Consider the following 19400-nt stretch of genomic DNA (forward strand, 5'->3'; position numbering starts at 1 on the left):
ACCTGTTCAGGATTCGCGCTGGCCGTGCGGGGCCATCGGGTTGGGTGTGGAAGCCGCGGCGATGGCGGCGGGGACGACGCTGCCGGGGCCGTAGGACGGCTCTTCGTGCGGGTGCGCGTCGGGGGCGGGGCCGGCGCTGGCCAGCTTGAGCATGTAGCGGATGCCCACGCCGAAGCAGACGAAGTAGATCACCACGAACAGCGCCAGCGACAGCGCCACCGGGCCGGCCGCATGCGCGGAAACGGCATCATGGGTACGCAGCAGGCCATAGACCACCCACGGCTGGCGGCCGATCTCGGTGGTCATCCAGCCGGCCAGCAGCGCGATCAGGCCGGCGGGGCCCATCAGCACCGCGAGGCGCAGGAAAGCCTTGGACCGGTACAGGGCGCCGTTGCGGCGCAGCACCCAGCCCAGCAGGCCGAACAGGATCATCGCCACGCCCAGGCCAACCATGATGCGGAAGGTGAAGAACAGCACCGTGGCATTGGGGCGGTCTTCCTTGGGGAAGTCCTTCAGGCCGCGGATCTGGCCGTCAAGGCTGTGCGTGAGGATCAGGCTGCCGAGGCGCGGAATCTCGATGGCGTAGCGGGTTTCCTCGCGTTCCATGTCGGGGATGCCGAAGACGATCAGCGGGAAGCCGCCCTTGTCATCCTTGGCCGCGGTGTCCCAGTGCCCCTCCATCGCCGCGATCTTGGCGGGCTGGTGCTCCAGCGTGTTGAGGCCGTGGGCGTCGCCCACCACCGCCTGGATCGGCGCAGCGATCAGCACCATCCACAGCGCCATCGACAGCATCTTGCGGGCGGCGGGCACGGCGCGGCCATGCAGCAGCTGCCAGGCCGAGGATGCCGCCACGAACAGTGCCGTGGACAGCAGCGCGGCGATCACCATGTGCGCCAGGCGGTAGGGGAACGACGGGTTGAAGATCACCTCGAGCCAGTCGGTCGGCACCACCTTGCCGGCAACGATGACGTAGCCGGCCGGCGTATGCATCCAGCTGTTGGATGCCAGGATCCAGGTGGAGGAAATCATGGTGCCGAGCGCCACCATCACCGTCGAGAAGTAATGCAGCCCCGGCCCGACCCGGTTCCAGCCGAACAGCATCACGCCCAGGAAGCCCGCTTCCAGGAAGAAGGCGGTCAGCACCTCGTAGGTCAGCAACGGTCCGGTGACGCTCCCCGCAAACTGCGAGAAGCCAGACCAGTTGGTGCCGAACTCATAGGCCATGACCAGGCCGGAAACGACCCCCATGCCGAAGTTCAACGCGAAGATCTTGATCCAGAACTGGTACAGGGTCCTGTACACCGTGTCCTTGGTGTAGAGCCAGCGTGCTTCCAGGAACGCCAGGAAACATGCCAGCCCGATCGTGATGGCGGGAAATAATATGTGGAAGGAAACCGTGAATCCGAACTGGATTCGAGCGAGTTCCAGGGCTGTGAGTCCGTACATCGATGTGCTCTCCGTGGGGTGGCCGCCGGCACGACGGCGTGTCGCGCGAGACTACGGACAAGCGTAAGGACTACAGCCTGCCCGCTAGGGATACAGTTCTTGCGGAACCGTTCAAGCTCAGTTCTTCAGGCCGGAAGCAGCGCTTGCCAGGCACTTCGCGCCACCGGTACAGATGACGCGATTGCGCGGGATCACAGTCATGCGACAGGATCCCGCGGCACCAGTCAGGAGGCACTCGGGTGTGCGCTGCGAAGATGGATCAGGACGCAGCGGATGGCCGGCGCGAGCGCTCAGCTGAACAGCTTCATGGCCTTGCCGAGGGTCGACCAGATCCCCGCGCCCAGCGGGATCAGCACGTATGCCCAGAACGCGAGCAGCAGCAGCGTCTTGCCGAAAGTACGGTCGTCTTGCACGGTGGTGTCTCCTGTGTATTGGTATCGGAAGCCGGGGTGGCGCTCAGGCTGCGCTGGTGGCTTCGCGCAGGTGGTGGCGCTCATGCACCGGCCGGATCAGCAGGTTGCAGACGAACCCCGCCACCAGCAGGCCGGCCATGATGTGCAGGGTGTCGACATAGACCTCTGACCTGGGCACACCCATGGCCAGCTTGTGCTCGCGGATGTAGTTGACCAGCGCCGGGCCGGCAATGCCGGCAGCGGCCCAGGCGGTCAGCAGGCGGCCATGGATGCCGCCGACGTAGGCCGTGCCGAACATGTCGGCCAGGTAGGCGGGAATGGTGCTGAAGCCGCCGCCATACATGGTCAGGATCAGGAAGTAGCAGACCACGAACAGGGCCACGTTGCCGGACGAGCCGACGGCCGGCACCGCCATGTACAGCGCGGCGCCGAAGGCGAAGAAGATGGCATAGGTGATCTTGCGGCCGAAGTAGTCGCTGGCGGAGCTCCACAGGAAGCGCCCCGTCATGTTGCCGATGCTGAGCAGGCCGACGAAGCCGGCGGCGGCTGCCGCAGTGATGCTGCCCTTGAAGGTTTCCTGGATCATCACCGCAGCCTGGCCCAGCACGCCGATGCCGGCGGTGATGTTCAGGAACAGGATCACCCACAGCAGGTAGAATTGCGGCGTCTTCAGCGCCTGGTCGATATGCACGTTGGCGTGCGTGACCATCTTGCGGGCCTTGGTGGTGGGAACGTAGCCCGGGGGCGCCCAGCCCGGGGCCGGGATGCGGATGGCCAGCGCGCCGATCGACATCGAGATGAAGTAGACCACGCCCATCACCAGGAAGGTCTGAGCCACGCCCGCGCTGGTCGCGCTCTTGAAGGTGTTCATCAGCGCGACCGACAGCGGCGCGCCGATCATCGCGCCGCCGCCGAAGCCCATGATCGCCATGCCGGTGGCCATGCCGCGGCGGTCGGGGAACCAGCGGATCAGCGTGGACACGGGCGACACGTAGCCCAGCCCCAGCCCGATTCCGCCCAGCACGCCGTAGCCCAGGTAGAGCAGCCAGATCTGATGCAGCCAGATGCCCAGCGCCGACACCAGGAAGCCGCCGCCGAAGCAGCACGCCGCAGTGAACATGGTGCGCCGCGGCCCGACCTTCTCCAGCCACTTGCCGGCAAAGGCGGCAGAGATGCCGAGGAAGAAGATCGCCAGCGAGAACACCCAGCCCAGCGTGGTCAGTTGCCAGTCGCCCGGCGCGGACTGCGTGACGCCAAGGATCCGGGTCAGCGGTTCGTTGAAGACCGAGAAGGCATAGGCCTGGCCGATGCACAGGTGCACCGCCAGCGCCGCGGGCGGCACCATCCAGCGGTTGAAGCCGGGGCGGGCGATGATGGCCTCCTTGGAGAAGGCCGACGGGCGTGATGCTGGCCGGGACGGCGACGCGTGCTGGGACTTCTGCGAGGGCGTTTGCGCTTGCGCGGGGTATGACATGAAGGTGTCTCCTACCTGGAAGTGGCAGCCTCTTTTTGCGCGTGATGCGACGGGCTGGAGTGCGTGGTTCAGCAAAAGCCATGCCCAAGGCGCAATCCCTTTGTCGTCAATGGATTGCGTCGCGCGGCCCCGCGCGCCGGGGCGCAGCCTTGGACAAAATGTCCGGACGGAGGCCCCTTGCCCGGGCCAAAATGTCCATGTGCGGCGGCCGGCTCGGTTTAATTCCCAATACAGCCGGGTGGCCGACTGTCGCTAGACTCTTCCCTTGGCCCGCAACAACTAAAGTGATGAGCGAAAGACAAAGCAACCCGCCCGATGCCGACAACTGGCAGCGTCGCACGATCCTGGTGGTGGACGACGAGGCCGGCATGCGTTCGTTCCTGTCGCGCGCGCTCGAAGGCAAGGTGGGCAGCGTAGTGACGGCCGACAGCGCCGAAGCGGGTGCCGCGCTGCTGGAGCAACGGCATTTCGACCTGATCCTGCTCGATGTGGCGCTGCCCGGTGCCAGCGGGATGGAGTGGCTCAAGGCACTGCGCGCGGCCGGCAACCCCGCCGACGTGATCCTGATGACGGCCTTCGCCGACATGGACACGGCGATTGCCGCGCTGCGCTCGGGCGCGGCGGACTTCATCGTCAAGCCGTTCCGCGTCGACCAGATGCTCAATGCGATCCGGCGCTGCTTCGACCGGACCCGGCTCGCGCGCGAGAACTACCTGCTGCGCCGCGAGCTGGACAAGTACACCATCCACAAGCACTTCATTGGCGAGTCCGAGGCCATGAAGAAGGTCGTGGCGCTGGTGGCGCGGGTGGCACCGATGCCATCGACGGTACTGGTGACGGGCGAGTCCGGCACCGGCAAGGAAGTGGTGGCGCGCGAGCTGCATCGCCTGAGCGGACGGCAGGGCCAGTTCGTGCCGCTGAACTGCGGCGCGATGGCGCCCGAGATCATCGAAAGCGAATTGTTCGGCCACGCCAAGGGTGCCTTCACCGGCGCGGCCGGCGGGCGCCATGGCCTGTTCCTCTATGCCGACGGCGGCACGCTGTTCCTGGACGAGATCTCGGAGCTGCCGCTGGCGATGCAGGCCAAGCTGTTGCGGGTGATCGAGGATCGGCGCATCCGGCCGCTCGGCACCGAGCGCGAGATTGCCGTGGACGTGCGCATCGTCGCGGCCTGCAACCGCAACCTGGCCAACGAGGTCGCCGCCGGGCGCTTCCGCCAGGACCTGTTCTACCGGCTCGACGTCGTGTCCGTCGGCATCCCGCCGTTGCGCACGCGGCCGGAAGACATCGTGCCGCTGGCCGAGCATTTCTCGGAGCAGCTGTCGGCCCAGCTCGGGCTGCCGGCGGTGCCGCTTTCGCCCTCATTGATCCGGGTGCTCAAGGGCTACGACTGGCCAGGCAATGCGCGCGAACTGCGCAACCTGGTGGAGCGGGCGCTGATCCTTGGCGAATACCCGGTCGAGCTGCTGGCGCACCAGGCCGATCCGGCTCAAGCCAACCTTCCGGAAGAAGAGCGCGAGGATGCAGCCATGCCGGCCGACGACGGCACCCTGCTGGAGTCGGTGGAGCGGCGGCACATCCTGCAGGTGCTGGCGGCCGAGGGCGGCAACCGGGTGGAAGCGGCGCGCCGGCTTGGCATCTCGCGCCGCACGCTGGACCGCAAGTGCCTGCAGTGGGGCCTGCGTCCTTGAGCCCGGCTGCGCTGCTGCGCCGCTATCGCGCCTCGCTGCGGGCCAAGCTTGTATCCATCGTGGTCGCGCCCCTGCTGGTGGCGCTGCTGGCGCTGCTGCTGATCATGGGGTTGTGGGGCAATCGCGCGTTCCAGGCCTTGCTTGCCTATAAGGTCAACAGCGACCTGCTGGTCGCCCACGAGTACTTCGAGCATATGGTCGGCGGCGTGGGCGACCGTGTCCTGCAGGAGGCGAGGTCGTATGCGCTGGTGGACGGACTTCGCCGCGGCGGCGCCATGCCCGGGATCCTGGCTGACGCGCGGCGCACGCATGGGCTCGATTTCCTGCAGTTGCTCGATCCGCAAGGGCGGCTGCTTGCCGCTGCGCCTGCTGTCGCGGCAGGGGCGGATTACGCAGCCTGGCGCGTGGTGGCCAGCGCCGCCGCCGGCCGCACGGACGCCGCCACCGACGCATGGTCTGCCACGCAACTGGCCGCGGTTTCCGGCGAGCTTGCCCGACGCGCACAGGTGGCGCTACGCCCCACCGCCAACGCAGCGCCGACCGACAGGACCCAGGAAAGCCGCGGCATGGTGATGCACGCGGCCGCACCGGTATTTGACCAGGCGGGAACCCTGGTGGCGATCCTGCATGGCGGCACGCTGCTGAACCACAACCTCGGCTTCATCGACACGATCAACGCGCTGGTCTACCAGCCGGAATCGCTGCCTCGTGGCAGCGAGGGCACGGCGACCCTGTTCCTGGACGACACGCGCATTGCCACCAACGTGCGGCTGTTCCATGGCGAGCGCGCCCTGGGAACGCGGGTCTCCCGCGAGGTGCGCGACAAGGTGCTGCTGCGCGGCGAGAAATGGCTGGACCTGGCGTTCGTGGTCAGCGACTGGTACATGAGCGCCTATGAGCCGATCGTGGACAGCCGCGGCGAGCGGATCGGCATGCTCTATGTTGGCTATCTTGCCAGGCCCATCGGCCAGGTGAAGAACCTGGCTTTTGGGGTGCTGGTGGGCCTGTTCCTGCTGCTGGGCGTGGCGGGGTCGTTATTGGCCTTGTTCTGGGCCAGGCGCGTGTTCGCGCCGATGGCGCGGATGGTCGGCACCATGCAGGCGCTGAAGGCGGGCGACACCGATGCGCGCGTGGGCCCGGTGCGCAGCGATGACGAGCTGGGCCAGCTCGCCAGCCAGTTCGACCAGCTGCTGTCGGCCCTGCGGCAGCGCAATGACCAGCTCAGGGACTGGGCGGACTCGCTCGATCGCAAGGTGGCGGAGCGCACGCGCGAGCTGGAGGACGCAAACGCCGAGCTGCGTGCCACCCGGCAGCAGCTGATCACGTCGGAGAAGCTCGCCGTCGCAGGGCACCTTACAGCGGGCGTGGCACATGAGATCAACAATCCGATCGCGGTCATCCAGGGCAACCTGGACGTGGCGCGCGAGATTCTTGGCCCGGCTGCCGAGCCAGTCCGGCACGAGTTGAGGCTGATCGACGAGCAGGTGCGGCGTATCCACCTGCTGACCAGCCGGCTGCTGCAGTTTGTCCGGCCAGAGGCCTACGCCGGCAATATCGAGCGCCTGGATGTGAGTGAAGTGGCGGCCGGCTGCGTCGACCTGGTCCAGCACATGCTGAAGGGCGCGTCGATCCGGGTCGAGCTGGATTGCCTGGCCACGCGCCAGGTGCGCATCAGCCGCAGCGAGTTGCAGCAGGTGGTGGTCAACCTGCTGACCAATGCCATCCACGCCATGCCCGAGGGCGGCACGCTCACGCTGGGCACGCGCGAATGGGACGGGCAGGGCGTGACGCTGCATGTGCGCGACACCGGCCACGGCATCCGGGAAGAAGACTTGCCCAACCTGTTCAATCCGTTCTTCACGACCAAGAAGCAGATGGGGACGGGTCTGGGGCTATCCATCAGCTATGCGCTGGTGGAGCGCTACGGCGGCCGCATTACCGTGGAGAGCGCGGTGGGACAGGGCGCCGAGTTTATTGTCTGGCTGCGCGAGGATGGGGTGGCCCCGGCGCAGGCAGAGGCGGGCGGCGGCGAGCCATGACATGGCATGTTGGCGCCGCGCCCTCGAACCGATCATCGTTCGTGCCTGGCAATGAAGGCTTCGACAGTGTCGTGCAGTAGTACCGGCTTCTCGAGGAAGATGAAATGACCACCGTCCAGGGTGGCAAACTCCGCTCCCGGAATCCGCGCTGCAATCTCCGCAGAGAAGTGCGGCGGGGCGCAGAAGTCGCGCTCGCCCACCAGTACCAGCGTCGGCGTCGTGATCGATGGAAGATCATCGAAGGCGTCGTGTCCTACGATCATGTCGATCCGGGCAAATCCGATCTCCGGGTCGAATGTGCCGGCCGATGCCGCATTCACCCACGCCTGTACCTGCTCCGGGTGCTCGCGACTGAATTTCGGGTCGAACAGGAATAGTGCGTTCGCCTCGGTGGACGCGCGCAGGCCGGAATCGGTCAGCATGCGTCGCCGCATGTCGAACTGGCGGCGGTAGAACGCGTCCGCGCGGGCAATCGAAGAGACAATGGTCGCGCTGCGCAATCGCTCGCGGTGTTTGATTGCCAGCAGCTGCGCGATGGCGCCTCCGGTCGAGGACCCGACCACATGGACCGGCCCGCACCCGACTGCCTCGATGACCCGCGCCATGTCCCGCGCGTGTTGCGCAATCGTCATGTCGCGCGCGGTGCGCTCGGACTGGCCGGTGCCGCGGTGATCCGGCACGATCACCTGGTGATGCCCGGCGAACAGGTCGATCTGTGGTCCCCAGGATGCGCCGACTCCCGCAAGCCCCGCCAGGAGTAGCACGGGCGAACCCTGGCCCTTGACCTCGTAGTGGATCGAAACACCGTCGGACGTGACGTATGGCATCTTGCTTCTCCGGGTTCAGGGCGACGCGAACTGCGGTGTCCGAAGGAACAGTTCCATCAGGTCGATCGACTCACCTGATCGGTTGCCCGACGGCAAGGAGGTTGCCCTCGCTGTCTCTGAACCAGGCACCTTTCTCGCCTATGCCACCCTTGGACGGGTAGTTCCCCTGGACCTCGGCGATCCCATTGATGGTCTTGAGGCCGGGAAGATCGTATTCTTCGAACACGACTCCCAGCTGCCGCAGCTCGCTAACGGTTGCCTGGAGGTCATCGACCTCCCAGGCCATTTGTGTGTGAGTGCCAGAGGCCGAGCCAGCCGACTCGAAAAGTACGAAGTAGCTGTTGCCGCACTTGTAGCGCAGGCCGCCGGGCCGTTCCTCCACTGGTTCAAGACCGAGCTTGCTCGAATAGAAGGATCTCGCTCGTGCGAGGTCTTGCGCAGGAATCCTGGCCGCGACGTCACTGTTCTGAAGCATGGGAAACCCTCCTGGTCAAGGCTGGACCGCTGCAACGCAATGTGACTAGCTTAGGCGTGGGACGGGCGCTAGAGAAAGGGGTATCAGCATGACGGTACTGGTTCTGGGATTGCTCATTTTTCTGGGTTCGCACTCGGTACGCATGGTTGCCGACCCATGGCGCACCGCGCAGATTGCCAGGCTCGGCCCCCGTCGCTGGAAAGGCTTGTACACCCTGGTTTCGATTGCCGGCCTGGCGCTGGTTGTCTGGGGCTACGGGCTGGCCAGCGCGGATCCTGTGGTGGTCTGGACGCCGCCGGTGTGGGGGCGGTACGTTGCCGCATTGCTCGCGATCCCGGCCTTTGTGCTGATTGCGGCGGCCTATGTGCCTCGCAACCGCATCAAGGCTGCGCTTGGTCATCCGATGCTGGCAGGCGTGCAGGCCTGGGCCCTGGGGCACCTGCTTGCCAACGGCACACTCGCGGCAGTGGTGCTGTTTGGCGCATTCCTGGCGTGGGCGGTGGCGGACTTCGTGTCAGCGCGCCGGCGGGACCGGGAAGCAGGAACCAGCTGCCCGGCCGGGACACCTGCGCGCGATGCGATGGTGGCGGTCGCGGGGCTGGCAGGCTGGGTGCTGTTCGGATTCGTGCTTCACGAATGGATGACTGGCGTGCGGGCGTTCGGGTAGGCGAAGAATCTGGTCGCCAGCAGGACAGGTCGGGCAACGCCTCATCCCGGCAGAGCAAAGGGATTGAACCCGGTCCGTTGATAGCCCTCCGCCGTCACGGCATCGTCCAGGGCCAGGGTGGCAAGGTCATCGGCCACGGCCTCGGCCTGCGGGTCGCGTTCCAGTGAGATGACCTTCAGGTAGCCGTGGCACACGCCGCAGCTTTCGGCGCGTACTGTGGCTTCGGCGGTGTCGAAGCTGAGGTAGTCAAGCTCCGAGGCTTCGCCACAGTTGGTGCATTTCGCCCGCACCATGTGCCACTGGCTCTCGCAGAGCGCGCAATGCAGATAGCGCATGCCCTGGCGGTCGCCGATCAGGGTCAGGCTTGCCACGGGGGCAGTGCCGCAGACCGGGCAGGAGGCGTGCTCGGCCGGGCCGCTGTCGGGCACGGGCGCCGCCCGCGCGGCGCTGGCACATTGCAGCGAGAGCGCAGCCCAGAGGAAGGGCGCGATTGCCGCCGGCACCGCATCAAAGCGGCCCTCGGTCAGCGCCTGGGCGGCGCCAAGGCGCGCATCCGCGGGGAGGGCGCGCAGCGCCGCAAGATGCGGGGCGACCGGGGCGGGAACATCGTGCGCGAGCCGCTCGATCAACCGATCAAGCAGGGCGCCCCAATGCCCCTCCTGCGGGATGGCCCCGGCGTCTGCCGGGCCGGAACCACCGGTCTCGGGCACAAGCGACGCCTGCACCTCGGCCACGCGGGCGGCCAGGCGCAGGTAATCGGCAAGGTCGTGCCCTTCGGCCAGCGCGCGCAGGCGCCTGGCGCGGCGGCTGTAAAGACCGGCAAGTTCTGGCTGGATCAGCGGCGTGAAATGCCGGGAGGCCTCGTCCGATGGCAGTGTTCCCGGCGTGGTCTGATGCTGGTTCATGCCTCGTTCCCCTTCGCTTGCGCCGCTTTCGACTTCTTTGCCTGCAACTCGCCATACCAGCGGTCATGGTGTTGCCTGGCCCAGGCGCGCGAGACGTAGCCCGTCACCATGCCGGTGATCGAGCCGCGGACCCAGATCGCCAGATAGATGTGGCCCACGATCAGCAGGATCAGGCCGATCCCCGCGACGGAATGGGCCAGGATCGCCAGGCGGAGCACGGGAATCGGGAAATACTCGGCAAAATAGGCGCGCCACATGATCAGGCCGGAGACCAGCAGGGCCAGGATCGAAGCCATGATGAGCCAGAACAGCACCTTCTGGCCGGCGTTGTACTTGCCGATCTGCAGCGGTTCGCCGCCATGCTGGTTCAGCAGCACTTCCCTGGCGCGGCGGAACCAGATCGCGTCGGTGCGCGCGGGCATGTTGTGGCCGACGAAGCGCCAGAACATGTAGCAAAGCCCCGCGAACACCGCGATGCCCAGGAACGGGTGGAGCAGCCGCGCCATCTGCGGCGTGCCAAGCAAGCCGCTCAGCCAGCTCACCGTCGGGAAGAACCATGAGATTCCCGAAACCGCCGCAAGGAAGAAGCAGAGCACGATTGCCCAGTGACACAGCCGCTCGGCGAATTTCGTGCGCAGGATCCTGTCGTTGTTGGTCGCCATTTCCGGTCTCCGCTTATGCCGCGCCGTCAGTCGGGGCGTCGTGGTCGTCTGTTTCGGTGGTGTTGGGGCCGACCGCCATGAAATGCGCCGCCATGCCCACGACCGCCGCCGCGCCGACGAAGCCGGCGACGGGTTTCAGGCCATCCTTCCAGCCCGAAACGACTGTGCTGATCTCCGGGTCCTTCGGCAAGCCCGCGTAACGCTTCGGGTCGTCGGCATGTTGCAGCACATACATCACGTGGGTGCCGCCGACCCCCGCCGGGTCATACAGGCCGGCCCTGGCATAGCCGCGCTCGTTCAGCTCGGCCACGCGCTCGCCGGCAAGGGATTGCATCTCTGCATTCGAGCCGAAGGCGATGGCGCCGGTCGGGCAGGTCTTGACGCAGGCAGGCTCCTGCCCGACCGAAACGCGGTCCGAGCACAGCGTGCACTTGTAGGCCTTGTTGTCCAGCTTGGAAATACGCGGCACGTCGAAGGGGCAGCCAGCGACGCAATAGCCGCAGCCGATGCACAGGTCGGACTGGAAGTCGACGATGCCGTTGGCATACTGGACGATGGCGCCCGGCGCAGGGCAGGCTTTCAGGCAGCCGGGATCCTCGCAATGCATGCAGCCGTCCTTGCGGATCAGCCATTCCAGCTTGCCCGCCTGGTCCTCATGCTCGGTGAAGCGCATCAGGGTCCAGGTATTGGGCGACAGGTCGCGCGGATTGTCGTAGACGCCGACATTCTCCTGCACGTCGCCGCGCAGGTCGTTCCATTCGTTGCAAGCGACCTGGCACGCCTTGCAGCCGATGCAGATCGACACGTCGATCAGCTTGGCCACTTCCATCTGATGGTCGCGGATGCGGGGGGCGGGTGTCAGCTCCGACGAGGCCGAGCTACGGATGATGTTTTGCGAGTTCATGCTTGCGCTCCCGCCACTTTTTCAATGTTTACAAGGAATGCCTTGAATTCCGGCGTTTGCGAATTGGCGTCGCCGACACCGGGCGCAAGCGTATTGGCGAGATAGCCCTTGCGGGTCGCCCCCTCGAAGCCCCAATGACAGGGGATGCCGATCTGATCGACCGCCTGCCCGGCCACCCGGAGCGTGCGCATGCGCTTGGTCACCACGGCCTTGGCAGTGATATGGCCGCGCTTGGTCGTGATCTTCACCGTGTCGCCATGGGCGATGCCCTTGTCCGCGGCCAGCTTTTCGCCGATCTCGACGAATTGCTCGGGCTGGAGCATGGCGTTCAGGTGCGAGTGCTTGGTCCAGTGGCGGAACAGTTCCGTGATGGAATAGGTCGTGGCGACATAGGGGAACTCGGTGCGGTTGCCCATCCGCTGCGCATCGTTCTGGAAGATGCGGGCGGTCGGGTTGTGCGTGACCTTGTCGTGCAGGGGGTTCTTCGCGATCGGGCTTTCAACCGGCTCGTAATGCTCGGGGAAGGGGCCGTCGATCATGCCGCCGACCGAGAACAGGCGCCCGACGCCTTCGGGCAGCATGATGAAGGGTCCGACGGGCGTGCCGGGCGCCGCAGTGAGCGGAAAGTCGGGCACGTCAGCGCCGACCCATTTCTCGCCGTTCCAATGCAGGATCTGGCGCTTGGGGTCCCAGGGATTTCCCATCTCGTCCATCGAGGCGCGGTTGTAGAGAATGCGGCGGTTCGCGGGCCAGGACCAGGCCCAGCCCGGCGTGTTGCCCAGGCCCGTGTCGGTGTTGTCGCGCCTGGCCATCTGGTTGCCCGCCTCGGTCCAGGAACCGGCGAAGATCCAGCAATAGCTTGAGGTGGTGCCGTCGTCGCGCAGTTGCGCGAACGAATCCAGCAGCTGGCCCTTGCGCAGGATCTTCTTGCCGGTCTCGTCGAACACGTCTGCCAAGGCGTAGCCGTTGGCTTCCTTGGCCATTTCCTCGGGATGCGGGCTGTGCGGATCGTGATAGGTCGCCTCGTCCCAGGTCATGTGCAGCACCTGCTCCGGGCAGGCGCCGCCTTCCTTCTCGTAAAGCCGCCGCAGCTCCATCATGATGCCGCCGAGAATGGCCGGATCATGGCGCGCCTCGCCCGGCGGCTGCTGGCCCGCGTAGTGCCATTGCAGCCAGCGGCCGGAGTTCACGACCGTCCCGTCTTCCTCGGCAAAGCAGCTCGACGGCAGCCGGAAGACTTCGGTCATGATCTCTTCGGTCTTGACGTCGTTGAACTTGCCTTCGTTGCGCCAGAAGTTGGAGGTCTCGGTCACCAGCGGGTCGATGACCACGAGGAACTTCAGTTTCGACAGCGCGGCCGAGGTCTTGTTCTTGTCAGGCATCGCCGCCAGCGGGTTGAACCCCTGGACCACATAGCCGTTGACCTTGCCCTCGTACATCAGGTCGAAATAGGCCAGCATGTCGTAGCTGCGGTCCCACTTTGGCAGCAGGTCAAAGGCCCAGTTGTTTTCGGCAGTGGCATGCTTGCCGAACAGGTTCTTCTGCAGTGAGACGAAGAACTTGGGCAGGTTCTTCCAGTAGTTCACCTGATCGGGCAGCACGGCCTTGGGCGTGGCATCGGCCAGGTATTGCTTCAGGGTCTGCTGCCTGTCGGTGGGCAGGTCCATGTAGCCCGGCAGCCGCACCGACAGCAGGCCAAGGTCGGTATAGCCCTGGATGTTGGAATGCCCGCGCAGCGCATTGACTCCGCCGCCGGACATGCCGACATTGCCCAGCAGCAGCTGGATCATCGCGGCGCCGCGGATGATCTGCGCGCCGCCGGTGTGGTGCGTCCAGCCGAGCGCGTAAAGCCAGGTCAGGGTCTTGTCCTTTGCCGAGCACGAGCCGACGATCTCGGCGATCTGCAGGAAGTCGGCCTTGCGGACGCCGGTGATCTCCTCGACCTTCTCGGGCGTGTAGCGTGACACGTGCTGCTTCAGCAGGCTGAGCACGCAGCGCGGATGGCGCATCGAGGGATCGCGTTTCGCATCTCCCGCCGCGTCCAGCTCATAGTTCCAGGAGGATTTGTCGTAGACGAGCTTCTGCGGATCGAAGCCCGAGAACAACCCTTCGTCGAAGCCGAAATCCTCGCGCACGATCAGCGACGCGTTGGTGTACGCGCGCACATAGTCGTGCTGGATCTTGTCGTGCTGCAGCAGCCAGTTGACCATGCCCATCAGGAAGGCCGTGTCCGACCCCGCCCGGATCGGCGAGAAGATGTCGGCAACCGAGGCGGTGCGGTTGAAGCGCGGATCGATGACGATGACCTTGGCCTTGTTCCTGATCTTGGCCTCGATCACCCACTTGAAGCCGACCGGATGCGCCTCGGCCGGGTTGCCGCCCATGACGATGACGACATTGGCGTTCTTGATGTCCACCCAGTGGTTGGTCATCGCGCCGCGGCCGAAGGACGGCCCCAGTGCGGAAACCGTTGGCCCGTGGCACAGGCGTGCCTGGCAGTCCAGCGCCAGCATGCCGAGCGAGCGGGCAAACTTGAAGTCGAGAACCCCGGTTTCGTTGGACGCCGCGGATGAGGCGAGCATGCCCGAACTGAGCCAGCGGTTCACCAGTTGGCCCTTGTCGTTGCGCGCGATGAAGTTCTTGTCGCGGTCGTCCTTCAGCAGGCGGGCGATGCGCCTGGTCGCATCGTCCCAACTGATGCGCACCCACTCCTTCGACCCTGGCGCGCGGTATTCCGGATACTGCAGCCGGTTTTTCGAATGGACGATGTCCAGCAGCCCCGCGCCCTTGGGGCAGAGCGAACCACGGCTGACGGGGTGATCGGGATCCCCCTCGATGTGGAAGATGCGGGGCTTCGCGTTTTTGGCGCCGTCACCCAGCGAATACATCAGCAGGCCGCACCCGACCGAGCAATAGGTGCAGTTGTTGCGCGTCTCTTTCGCACGCAGCAGCTTGTAGGGGCGCACGCCGGCAGGCGCCTGCGCCCAGGCTGTACCCAGGCCCAGTGCCGAGGCCGAGACGGCAACAGATCCAACGCCAAGGATCTTGAGGAACTGTCGACGTCCGATATTGGTGGTGTAAGTCATCGTGGTCTCATCGTCATTTCTTCTTCCGCCCATCCCTGCTGCCAGGGGTGGGGGCGATCGCATTCGAGACCCGCAGCTTCATTTGGGCGCACGTATCCCCGGGGCGCCCGGATCGCGATCGATCACGGAGATGCCCCGTCCGGCACGTCCCTGAGGTGCATGCGCAAGAGGATGACCAACCACAAATGACGTCGCGTCGCCAGTCACGACGCGACGTCATCCGTGCCGGTTTTTCGCGCGCACGGCTCCACGAGCGGAGAAATGCCGCTCAGGTTCGAATGCAGATTAATTTGGATAAGCGATGAGAATGAGCCCGAAACGCCCTGCGGATTGCCCTGCAGATGCGCGGCCCCACCGGGGCACGACGTCGGGACGGGTATCGCTCGCTGATGAGCGTAGCACGACCGGCCGATTACTCCAAATAGGGGAAAGTCCGGTTCGGCGCGGGCGGCTTATGCCCCCAGGAAGCGTCACGCTTGACTTCCATGCCGGCCGTTTCTACCAATGATATTGAACAGAACGGCGATTGGCCTGTGCCGCTGGCATTCCTGCATGCGGCGAGGGCTTGAAGATCTTTGCACTCCATGGGCTGGCAGAGGCCAGATGAGTGATGACGCAAGAGCTGACATTTCGCGCCCTGCTGTACCGCTACTTCTTCTTCGGCTGGCTGTACCGGGACGCCAGCAAGGGCAACCGCGCTGAACGAGCCCTCGCCTGGCATTTCAACAAGGCGCGCGCACATTGGCTGCTCACGTACATGCGGCGCTGGCTCTGGTGCGGTGTCTGCTGCTACGGGCTGGGTAGCATGGTGGAGCTGGTGCTGTCCGCGCCTGCACTGTCAGCACTCTTCTACGTGCCCGGAGCGCTCTGCGTGCCGGTCAATGTTGTCATCGTGGTGCTCTGGGTTGGCCTGAAGACGCTGCCGGGGCCGCTGTAAGCGGCGACCGGCTGGCCTGGCATCCGGCGGCGACGCCAGGAATGGCGCATGGGCGACCACTTCGCCCCCTCAATCCGCCGTTGCGCCAGACCGCTTCACGACTGTCGCCCACTTCCGAATCTCGCTATCCACAAACTTCCCCGTCTCAACCGGAGTCATCGGCATCGGCTCCGACCCGCGATCCGTAATGAACTTGTGCAGTTCGGGCGATTGCAGTGCCTTCACCGTCTCCGCATTGAGCTGATTGACGATTGCCGGCGGCGTGCCCGCGGGCGCCATCATCACCGCCCATCCAAGCGCTTCGAAACCCGGTACGCCTTCCTCACGCACGGTTGGCACCGACCGCAACTGCGGCACGCGCTTTGACGTTGTTACAGCAAGCGGCACGGCCTTGTTGGTCTGGATCAGCGGCAGGGCCGCGGTCACGGAATCGACCATCAGCGGAATCTGGTTGCCCAGGAAATCCGCCTGCGCGGGGCCGCTGCCCTTGTAGGGAATATGCACGATAAACACGCCGGTCTGCGCTTTGAGCATCTCGGCAGACAGGTGCTGCGTGCCGCCGATGCCAGCGCTGGCATAGCTGTACTTGCCCGGTGCGGCCTTGGCCTTGGCGATCAGGTCGCGCAATGAGGTGAAGCCCGATTGTGGCGTGGCCAGGAACACCAGAGGCACCGAGAACACACCCGAGATCGGCGCGAAGTCCTGACGCGGATCGTAATTGGTCTTCTTGTACAGCGTCTGGTTGATAGCCATCGCGCTGCCGCCCATGACGAGCGTGTAGCCGTCGGCCGGGGCTTTCGCGGCCACTTCCATGCCGATGTTGCCGCCGGCGCCGGCGCGGTTTTCCACCACGATGGACTGACCGAGCTGCTTGCCCAGCCTCTCGGCCAGGGCGCGCGCGAAGATGTCAGTGGCCTGTCCGGGCGGGAACGGCACGATCAGCTTGATAGGGCGGTCCGGATAGGCGGCGTGGGCGGTGCCGGCGACGGCCAGCAGCAGCGCAACAATGTGTTTGCTCGACGGCTTCAACGGAATCTCCTCGAATGATTGTCGGTGTGTGACGAGGCGCCCGGATCCCGGAAGAGGGCAAGGTGACGCGCGCGTCTAATATCAATGTTATGGGTCAAATGCCTGGGGGAGCACCGCGCTTCGCCCGCCCCCAGGATCAACTGTCAAATTTTATTGAACATTTTGTCAATGTGAAGAGGGATTGTATAGCGCATTTATCCAAGCAAGAATGCTAGGCTGACCGCGATGGGGACCTTTCACGCCCGAGGAAGAGCTTCTGCTTCCTTCTGTCGCACCCGTCGTCGGCGATGCGCTGGGTCTTCATCACCGGTACCGACGTTCGGGATTCCGGCACGCGCCATCCAGCGTGCTGCGCTGTGGCAGCCCTGCCGGCATCGCGTGACGCCAGCCCGACATAAGCTACGATTATTCACAGACGGCTCGTGCCTCGAAACAGCCCATGGAGACCAACAATGCAGACGCCTGATCAATCCCAAGGCATCGACTTCCCGCTTGAGGGCGTGCGCGTACTCGACCTGTCGCGCGTGTTTGCGGGGCCGCTGTGTGGCCAGGTACTGGCCGATTTCGGCGCAGAGGTGGTCAAGGTGGAACACCCCGGCCGCGGCGACGACACGCGCGACTGGGGCATGCGCATCGGCAAGACCGAGACCACCTACTACAACAGCATGAACCGCAACAAGCGGTCCATCACGCTGGACCTGCAGAGCAAGGAAGGCGTGCAGATTGTCTACGACCTGCTGCCGCAGTTCGACGTGGTCATCCACAATTTCAAGACCGGCGGGGCCGAGAAGCTGGGCCTTGGCTACGAACAGCTCAAGGCGATCAAGCCCGAGCTGATCTACTGCGCGGTTTCCGGCTACAACAGCAGCGGCCCCGAGGCCAAGCGTCCCGGCTACGACCTGGTGATCCAGGGAGAGGCCGGCCTCATGGCACTCAACGGCGAAGCCGACACGCCGCCGCTGAAGTTCGGTGTGGCCGTGGTGGACCTGATGACCGGCATGTATGCCGCGCAGGCGGTGCTGGCTGCCTTGTTCCGCCGCGAGCGCAAGGGCAAGGGCCAGCTGATCGAGATGGCGCTGTACGACTGCGGGCTGATGGTCACCGGCTACTACGGCCTGGACGCCATGCTGCTCGGGCGCGACCCCGCCCGCTATGGCAATGCCCATCCGTCCATCGTGCCCTATGGCATGTTCGAGGCCGCCGATGGCCCGCTGATCATCGCCGTGGGCAACAACAGCCAGTTCGACAAGTTCTGCCGCCAGGTTATCGAGCGTCCGGACATCGTCGAGGACCCGCGCTATGCCACCAATGTGGAGCGCGCCAGAAACCGCGAGACCTTGACCCCGCTGATCACGGGCCTGATCCGCAGCTTTGCGCGCGACCTGCTACTGGAGCGCATGACCGCCTGCGGCATTCCCTGCGGCAAGGTGGCGGGACTGCACGAGGCTTTGACCAGCGAACGGACCCGCGAGGGTGGTCTGCTGCGCGAGATGCCCCATCCCGTGGCAGGCAGCACGCACGTGTTCGCGCCCCCATATCGTCTGGATGGCCAGCGCCTGCCGATCCGCAACGCGCCGCCGACGCTGGGCGAGGGCACGCGGGCGGTACTGCAGAACCTGCTGCAGATGAGCGATGAGCAACTGCAGGATCTGCAGGCCCGCGGCGTGCTGACGCTGCCCGAGGCACCGCAGCAAGCCTGAGTATTCGCGCCGCGCGGACGCTCATGGGCGTGCGCGCAGCCCTGCCCGGCAAGGGGGGCTTGGGTTCCCCTGCACTGATTCAACCTGGAACAACATCGTGCGCACTCGAAATTTCACCCGTATGGTCCACTCCCGGCGTCGTGCCATTCTGGCCCTGGCCGCGGTGCCGCTGCTGGTCGGCAGCGCTTTCGCGCAATCCTGGCCCAGCAAGCCGATCAAGCTTGTCGTGCCGTTCCCGCCGGGCGGGCCCACGGATACTGCGTCGCGCATCGTCGGCCAGAAGCTGGCCGAGCGCCTGAAGCAGCCCGTCGTGGTGGAGAACCGCGCCGGTGCATCGGGTTCCATCGCAGCGGCGCAGGTAGCCAAGAGCGCGCCGGACGGCTACACGCTGATGATGCTGGCCACGCCCACGCTGCTGGCGCCGCACCTGTACAAGAAGGCGGGCTACGACACGACCAAGGACTTCACGCCCGTGGCCACCGTCTATGACCTGCCGATCGTGGTGGTGGTCAACCCGACGCTGCTGCCCAACGTGACCGACCTGCCCAAGCTGATCGCACAGGCCAAGGCACAGCCGGGCAAGCTCAACTACACCAGCTCCGGCGCGGGCAGCTTCGGCCACCTGAGCATGGAACTGCTCAAGCAGATGGGCGGCTTCGAGATGCAGCACGTGCCCTACAAGGGCGGCGTGCCCGCGATCAGCGACACCCTCGGTGGCCAGGTCCCGATCATGTACGCCGACCTCGTCGCCGCGCTGCCGCACATCCAGGCGGGCAAGCTGCGCGCCATCGCGGTCGGCTCGCCGCAGCGCGTGAGCATGCTGCCGGACGTCAAGACCATTGCCGAGCAAGGCTTCAAGGGCTACGACGCCGTTTCCTGGGGCGGCCTGCTGGCGCCGCCGGGAACGCCCAAGGAGGTGGTGGACCGGGTGTCGGGCGAGGTCGGCAAGATCCTGGCCGACAAGGATGTACAGGACAAGTTGCTGAAGGCCGGTGCCATTGCCAACTACCAGGCGCCGGCGCAGATGGGCCAGCGCATCCAGCAGGACTATGCCAAGTGGGGCAAGGTGATCCGCGAGAAAGGCATCGCGGTCGAGTAAGCGTCTGCAATCCGGGCACGCTGCAAGGGCGTGCCCGGTGCCAGTT

General features: G+C 65.6%; 16 protein-coding genes. 6 read left to right on the forward strand and 10 right to left on the reverse strand.

Annotated elements, in window-relative coordinates; translation table 11 throughout:
• Positions 1–6: 6 nt before the first annotated feature.
• From AC3WON_RS05150 to AC3WON_RS05160, 3 genes are all read right to left on the reverse strand, one after another.
• Complete coding sequence (locus AC3WON_RS05150; RefSeq protein WP_492351285.1) at positions 7–1446, reverse strand: cytochrome ubiquinol oxidase subunit I; 1440 nt, start codon at positions 1444–1446, stop codon at positions 7–9.
• Between the two features lie 290 nt (positions 1447–1736).
• Entirely contained in the window at positions 1737–1859 is a 123-nt protein-coding gene (locus AC3WON_RS05155; RefSeq protein WP_010809255.1) for an MFS transporter small subunit, read from the reverse strand.
• A 43-nt stretch (positions 1860–1902) separates the two neighbouring features.
• Positions 1903–3333, reverse strand: a complete 1431-nt coding sequence (locus tag AC3WON_RS05160) for an L-lactate MFS transporter (RefSeq protein ID WP_492317003.1) — start codon at positions 3331–3333, stop codon at positions 1903–1905.
• Positions 3334–3620: 287 nt separating this feature from the next.
• Between AC3WON_RS05160 and AC3WON_RS05165 the strand changes: the two genes are divergently transcribed.
• Together AC3WON_RS05165 and AC3WON_RS05170 are read left to right on the forward strand one after the other, a co-directional pair.
• On the forward strand, positions 3621–5024 hold the full coding sequence (locus tag AC3WON_RS05165) for a sigma-54-dependent transcriptional regulator (protein WP_492351286.1): 1404 nt from the start codon (positions 3621–3623) through the stop codon (positions 5022–5024).
• Complete coding sequence (locus AC3WON_RS05170) at positions 5021–7063, forward strand: sensor histidine kinase (RefSeq protein WP_492351287.1); 2043 nt, start codon at positions 5021–5023, stop codon at positions 7061–7063. Before AC3WON_RS05165 ends, AC3WON_RS05170 begins: the two co-directional genes overlap by 4 nt.
• A gap of 32 nt (positions 7064–7095) precedes the next feature.
• On the opposite strand, the gene AC3WON_RS05175 is transcribed toward AC3WON_RS05170, so the two are convergent.
• The gene (locus tag AC3WON_RS05175) at positions 7096–7890 is read right to left on the reverse strand and encodes an alpha/beta fold hydrolase (protein ID WP_492351288.1); all 795 of its coding nucleotides are present in this window, start codon (positions 7888–7890) and stop codon (positions 7096–7098) included.
• 70 nt (positions 7891–7960) lie between these two features.
• Positions 7961–8365 (reverse strand): VOC family protein, encoded by a 405-nt coding sequence (locus AC3WON_RS05180; RefSeq protein ID WP_492351289.1) that lies wholly within the window; start codon positions 8363–8365, stop codon positions 7961–7963.
• A gap of 88 nt (positions 8366–8453) precedes the next feature.
• Between AC3WON_RS05180 and AC3WON_RS05185 the strand changes: the two genes are divergently transcribed.
• Positions 8454–9032: an NnrU family protein gene (locus AC3WON_RS05185; RefSeq protein ID WP_492317008.1), complete on the forward strand. Its 579-nt coding sequence runs from the start codon at positions 8454–8456 to the stop codon at positions 9030–9032.
• A gap of 41 nt (positions 9033–9073) precedes the next feature.
• Here the strand turns inward: AC3WON_RS05185 and fdhE are convergent, their stop codons facing one another.
• From fdhE to fdnG, 4 genes are read right to left on the reverse strand one after another with little or no spacing between them, the layout of a single operon-like run.
• The gene (fdhE, locus tag AC3WON_RS05190) at positions 9074–9937 is read right to left on the reverse strand and encodes a formate dehydrogenase accessory protein FdhE (RefSeq protein WP_492351290.1); all 864 of its coding nucleotides are present in this window, start codon (positions 9935–9937) and stop codon (positions 9074–9076) included.
• Complete coding sequence (locus tag AC3WON_RS05195) at positions 9934–10599, reverse strand: formate dehydrogenase subunit gamma (protein ID WP_492317010.1); 666 nt, start codon at positions 10597–10599, stop codon at positions 9934–9936. The genes fdhE and AC3WON_RS05195 overlap by 4 nt, the downstream gene beginning before the upstream one ends.
• 13 nt (positions 10600–10612) lie before the next feature.
• Positions 10613–11503, reverse strand: coding sequence for a formate dehydrogenase subunit beta (gene fdxH / locus AC3WON_RS05200; protein ID WP_492351291.1), 891 nt, complete (start codon positions 11501–11503; stop codon positions 10613–10615).
• On the reverse strand, positions 11500–14589 hold the full coding sequence (gene fdnG, locus AC3WON_RS05205; RefSeq protein WP_492351292.1) for a formate dehydrogenase-N subunit alpha: 3090 nt from the start codon (positions 14587–14589) through the stop codon (positions 11500–11502). Before fdnG ends, fdxH begins: the two co-directional genes overlap by 4 nt.
• Positions 14590–15199: 610 nt before the next feature.
• Between fdnG and AC3WON_RS05210 the strand changes: the two genes are divergently transcribed.
• Positions 15200–15526, forward strand: coding sequence for a hypothetical protein (locus tag AC3WON_RS05210; RefSeq protein ID WP_492317013.1), 327 nt, complete (start codon positions 15200–15202; stop codon positions 15524–15526).
• A gap of 69 nt (positions 15527–15595) precedes the next feature.
• On the opposite strand, the gene AC3WON_RS05215 is transcribed toward AC3WON_RS05210, so the two are convergent.
• Positions 15596–16555, reverse strand: coding sequence for a Bug family tripartite tricarboxylate transporter substrate binding protein (locus AC3WON_RS05215; RefSeq protein ID WP_492351293.1), 960 nt, complete (start codon positions 16553–16555; stop codon positions 15596–15598).
• Between the two features lie 452 nt (positions 16556–17007).
• Here AC3WON_RS05215 and AC3WON_RS05220 point away from each other — a divergent pair, with 452 nt between their 5' ends.
• Together AC3WON_RS05220 and AC3WON_RS05225 are read left to right on the forward strand one after the other, a co-directional pair.
• Positions 17008–18255: a CaiB/BaiF CoA transferase family protein gene (locus AC3WON_RS05220; RefSeq protein ID WP_492351294.1), complete on the forward strand. Its 1248-nt coding sequence runs from the start codon at positions 17008–17010 to the stop codon at positions 18253–18255.
• A 121-nt stretch (positions 18256–18376) separates the two neighbouring features.
• Complete coding sequence (locus tag AC3WON_RS05225; RefSeq protein ID WP_492351329.1) at positions 18377–19354, forward strand: Bug family tripartite tricarboxylate transporter substrate binding protein; 978 nt, start codon at positions 18377–18379, stop codon at positions 19352–19354.
• Positions 19355–19400: the final 46 nt, after the last annotated feature.

Source organism: Cupriavidus sp. FW305-46 (assembly GCF_058787075.1).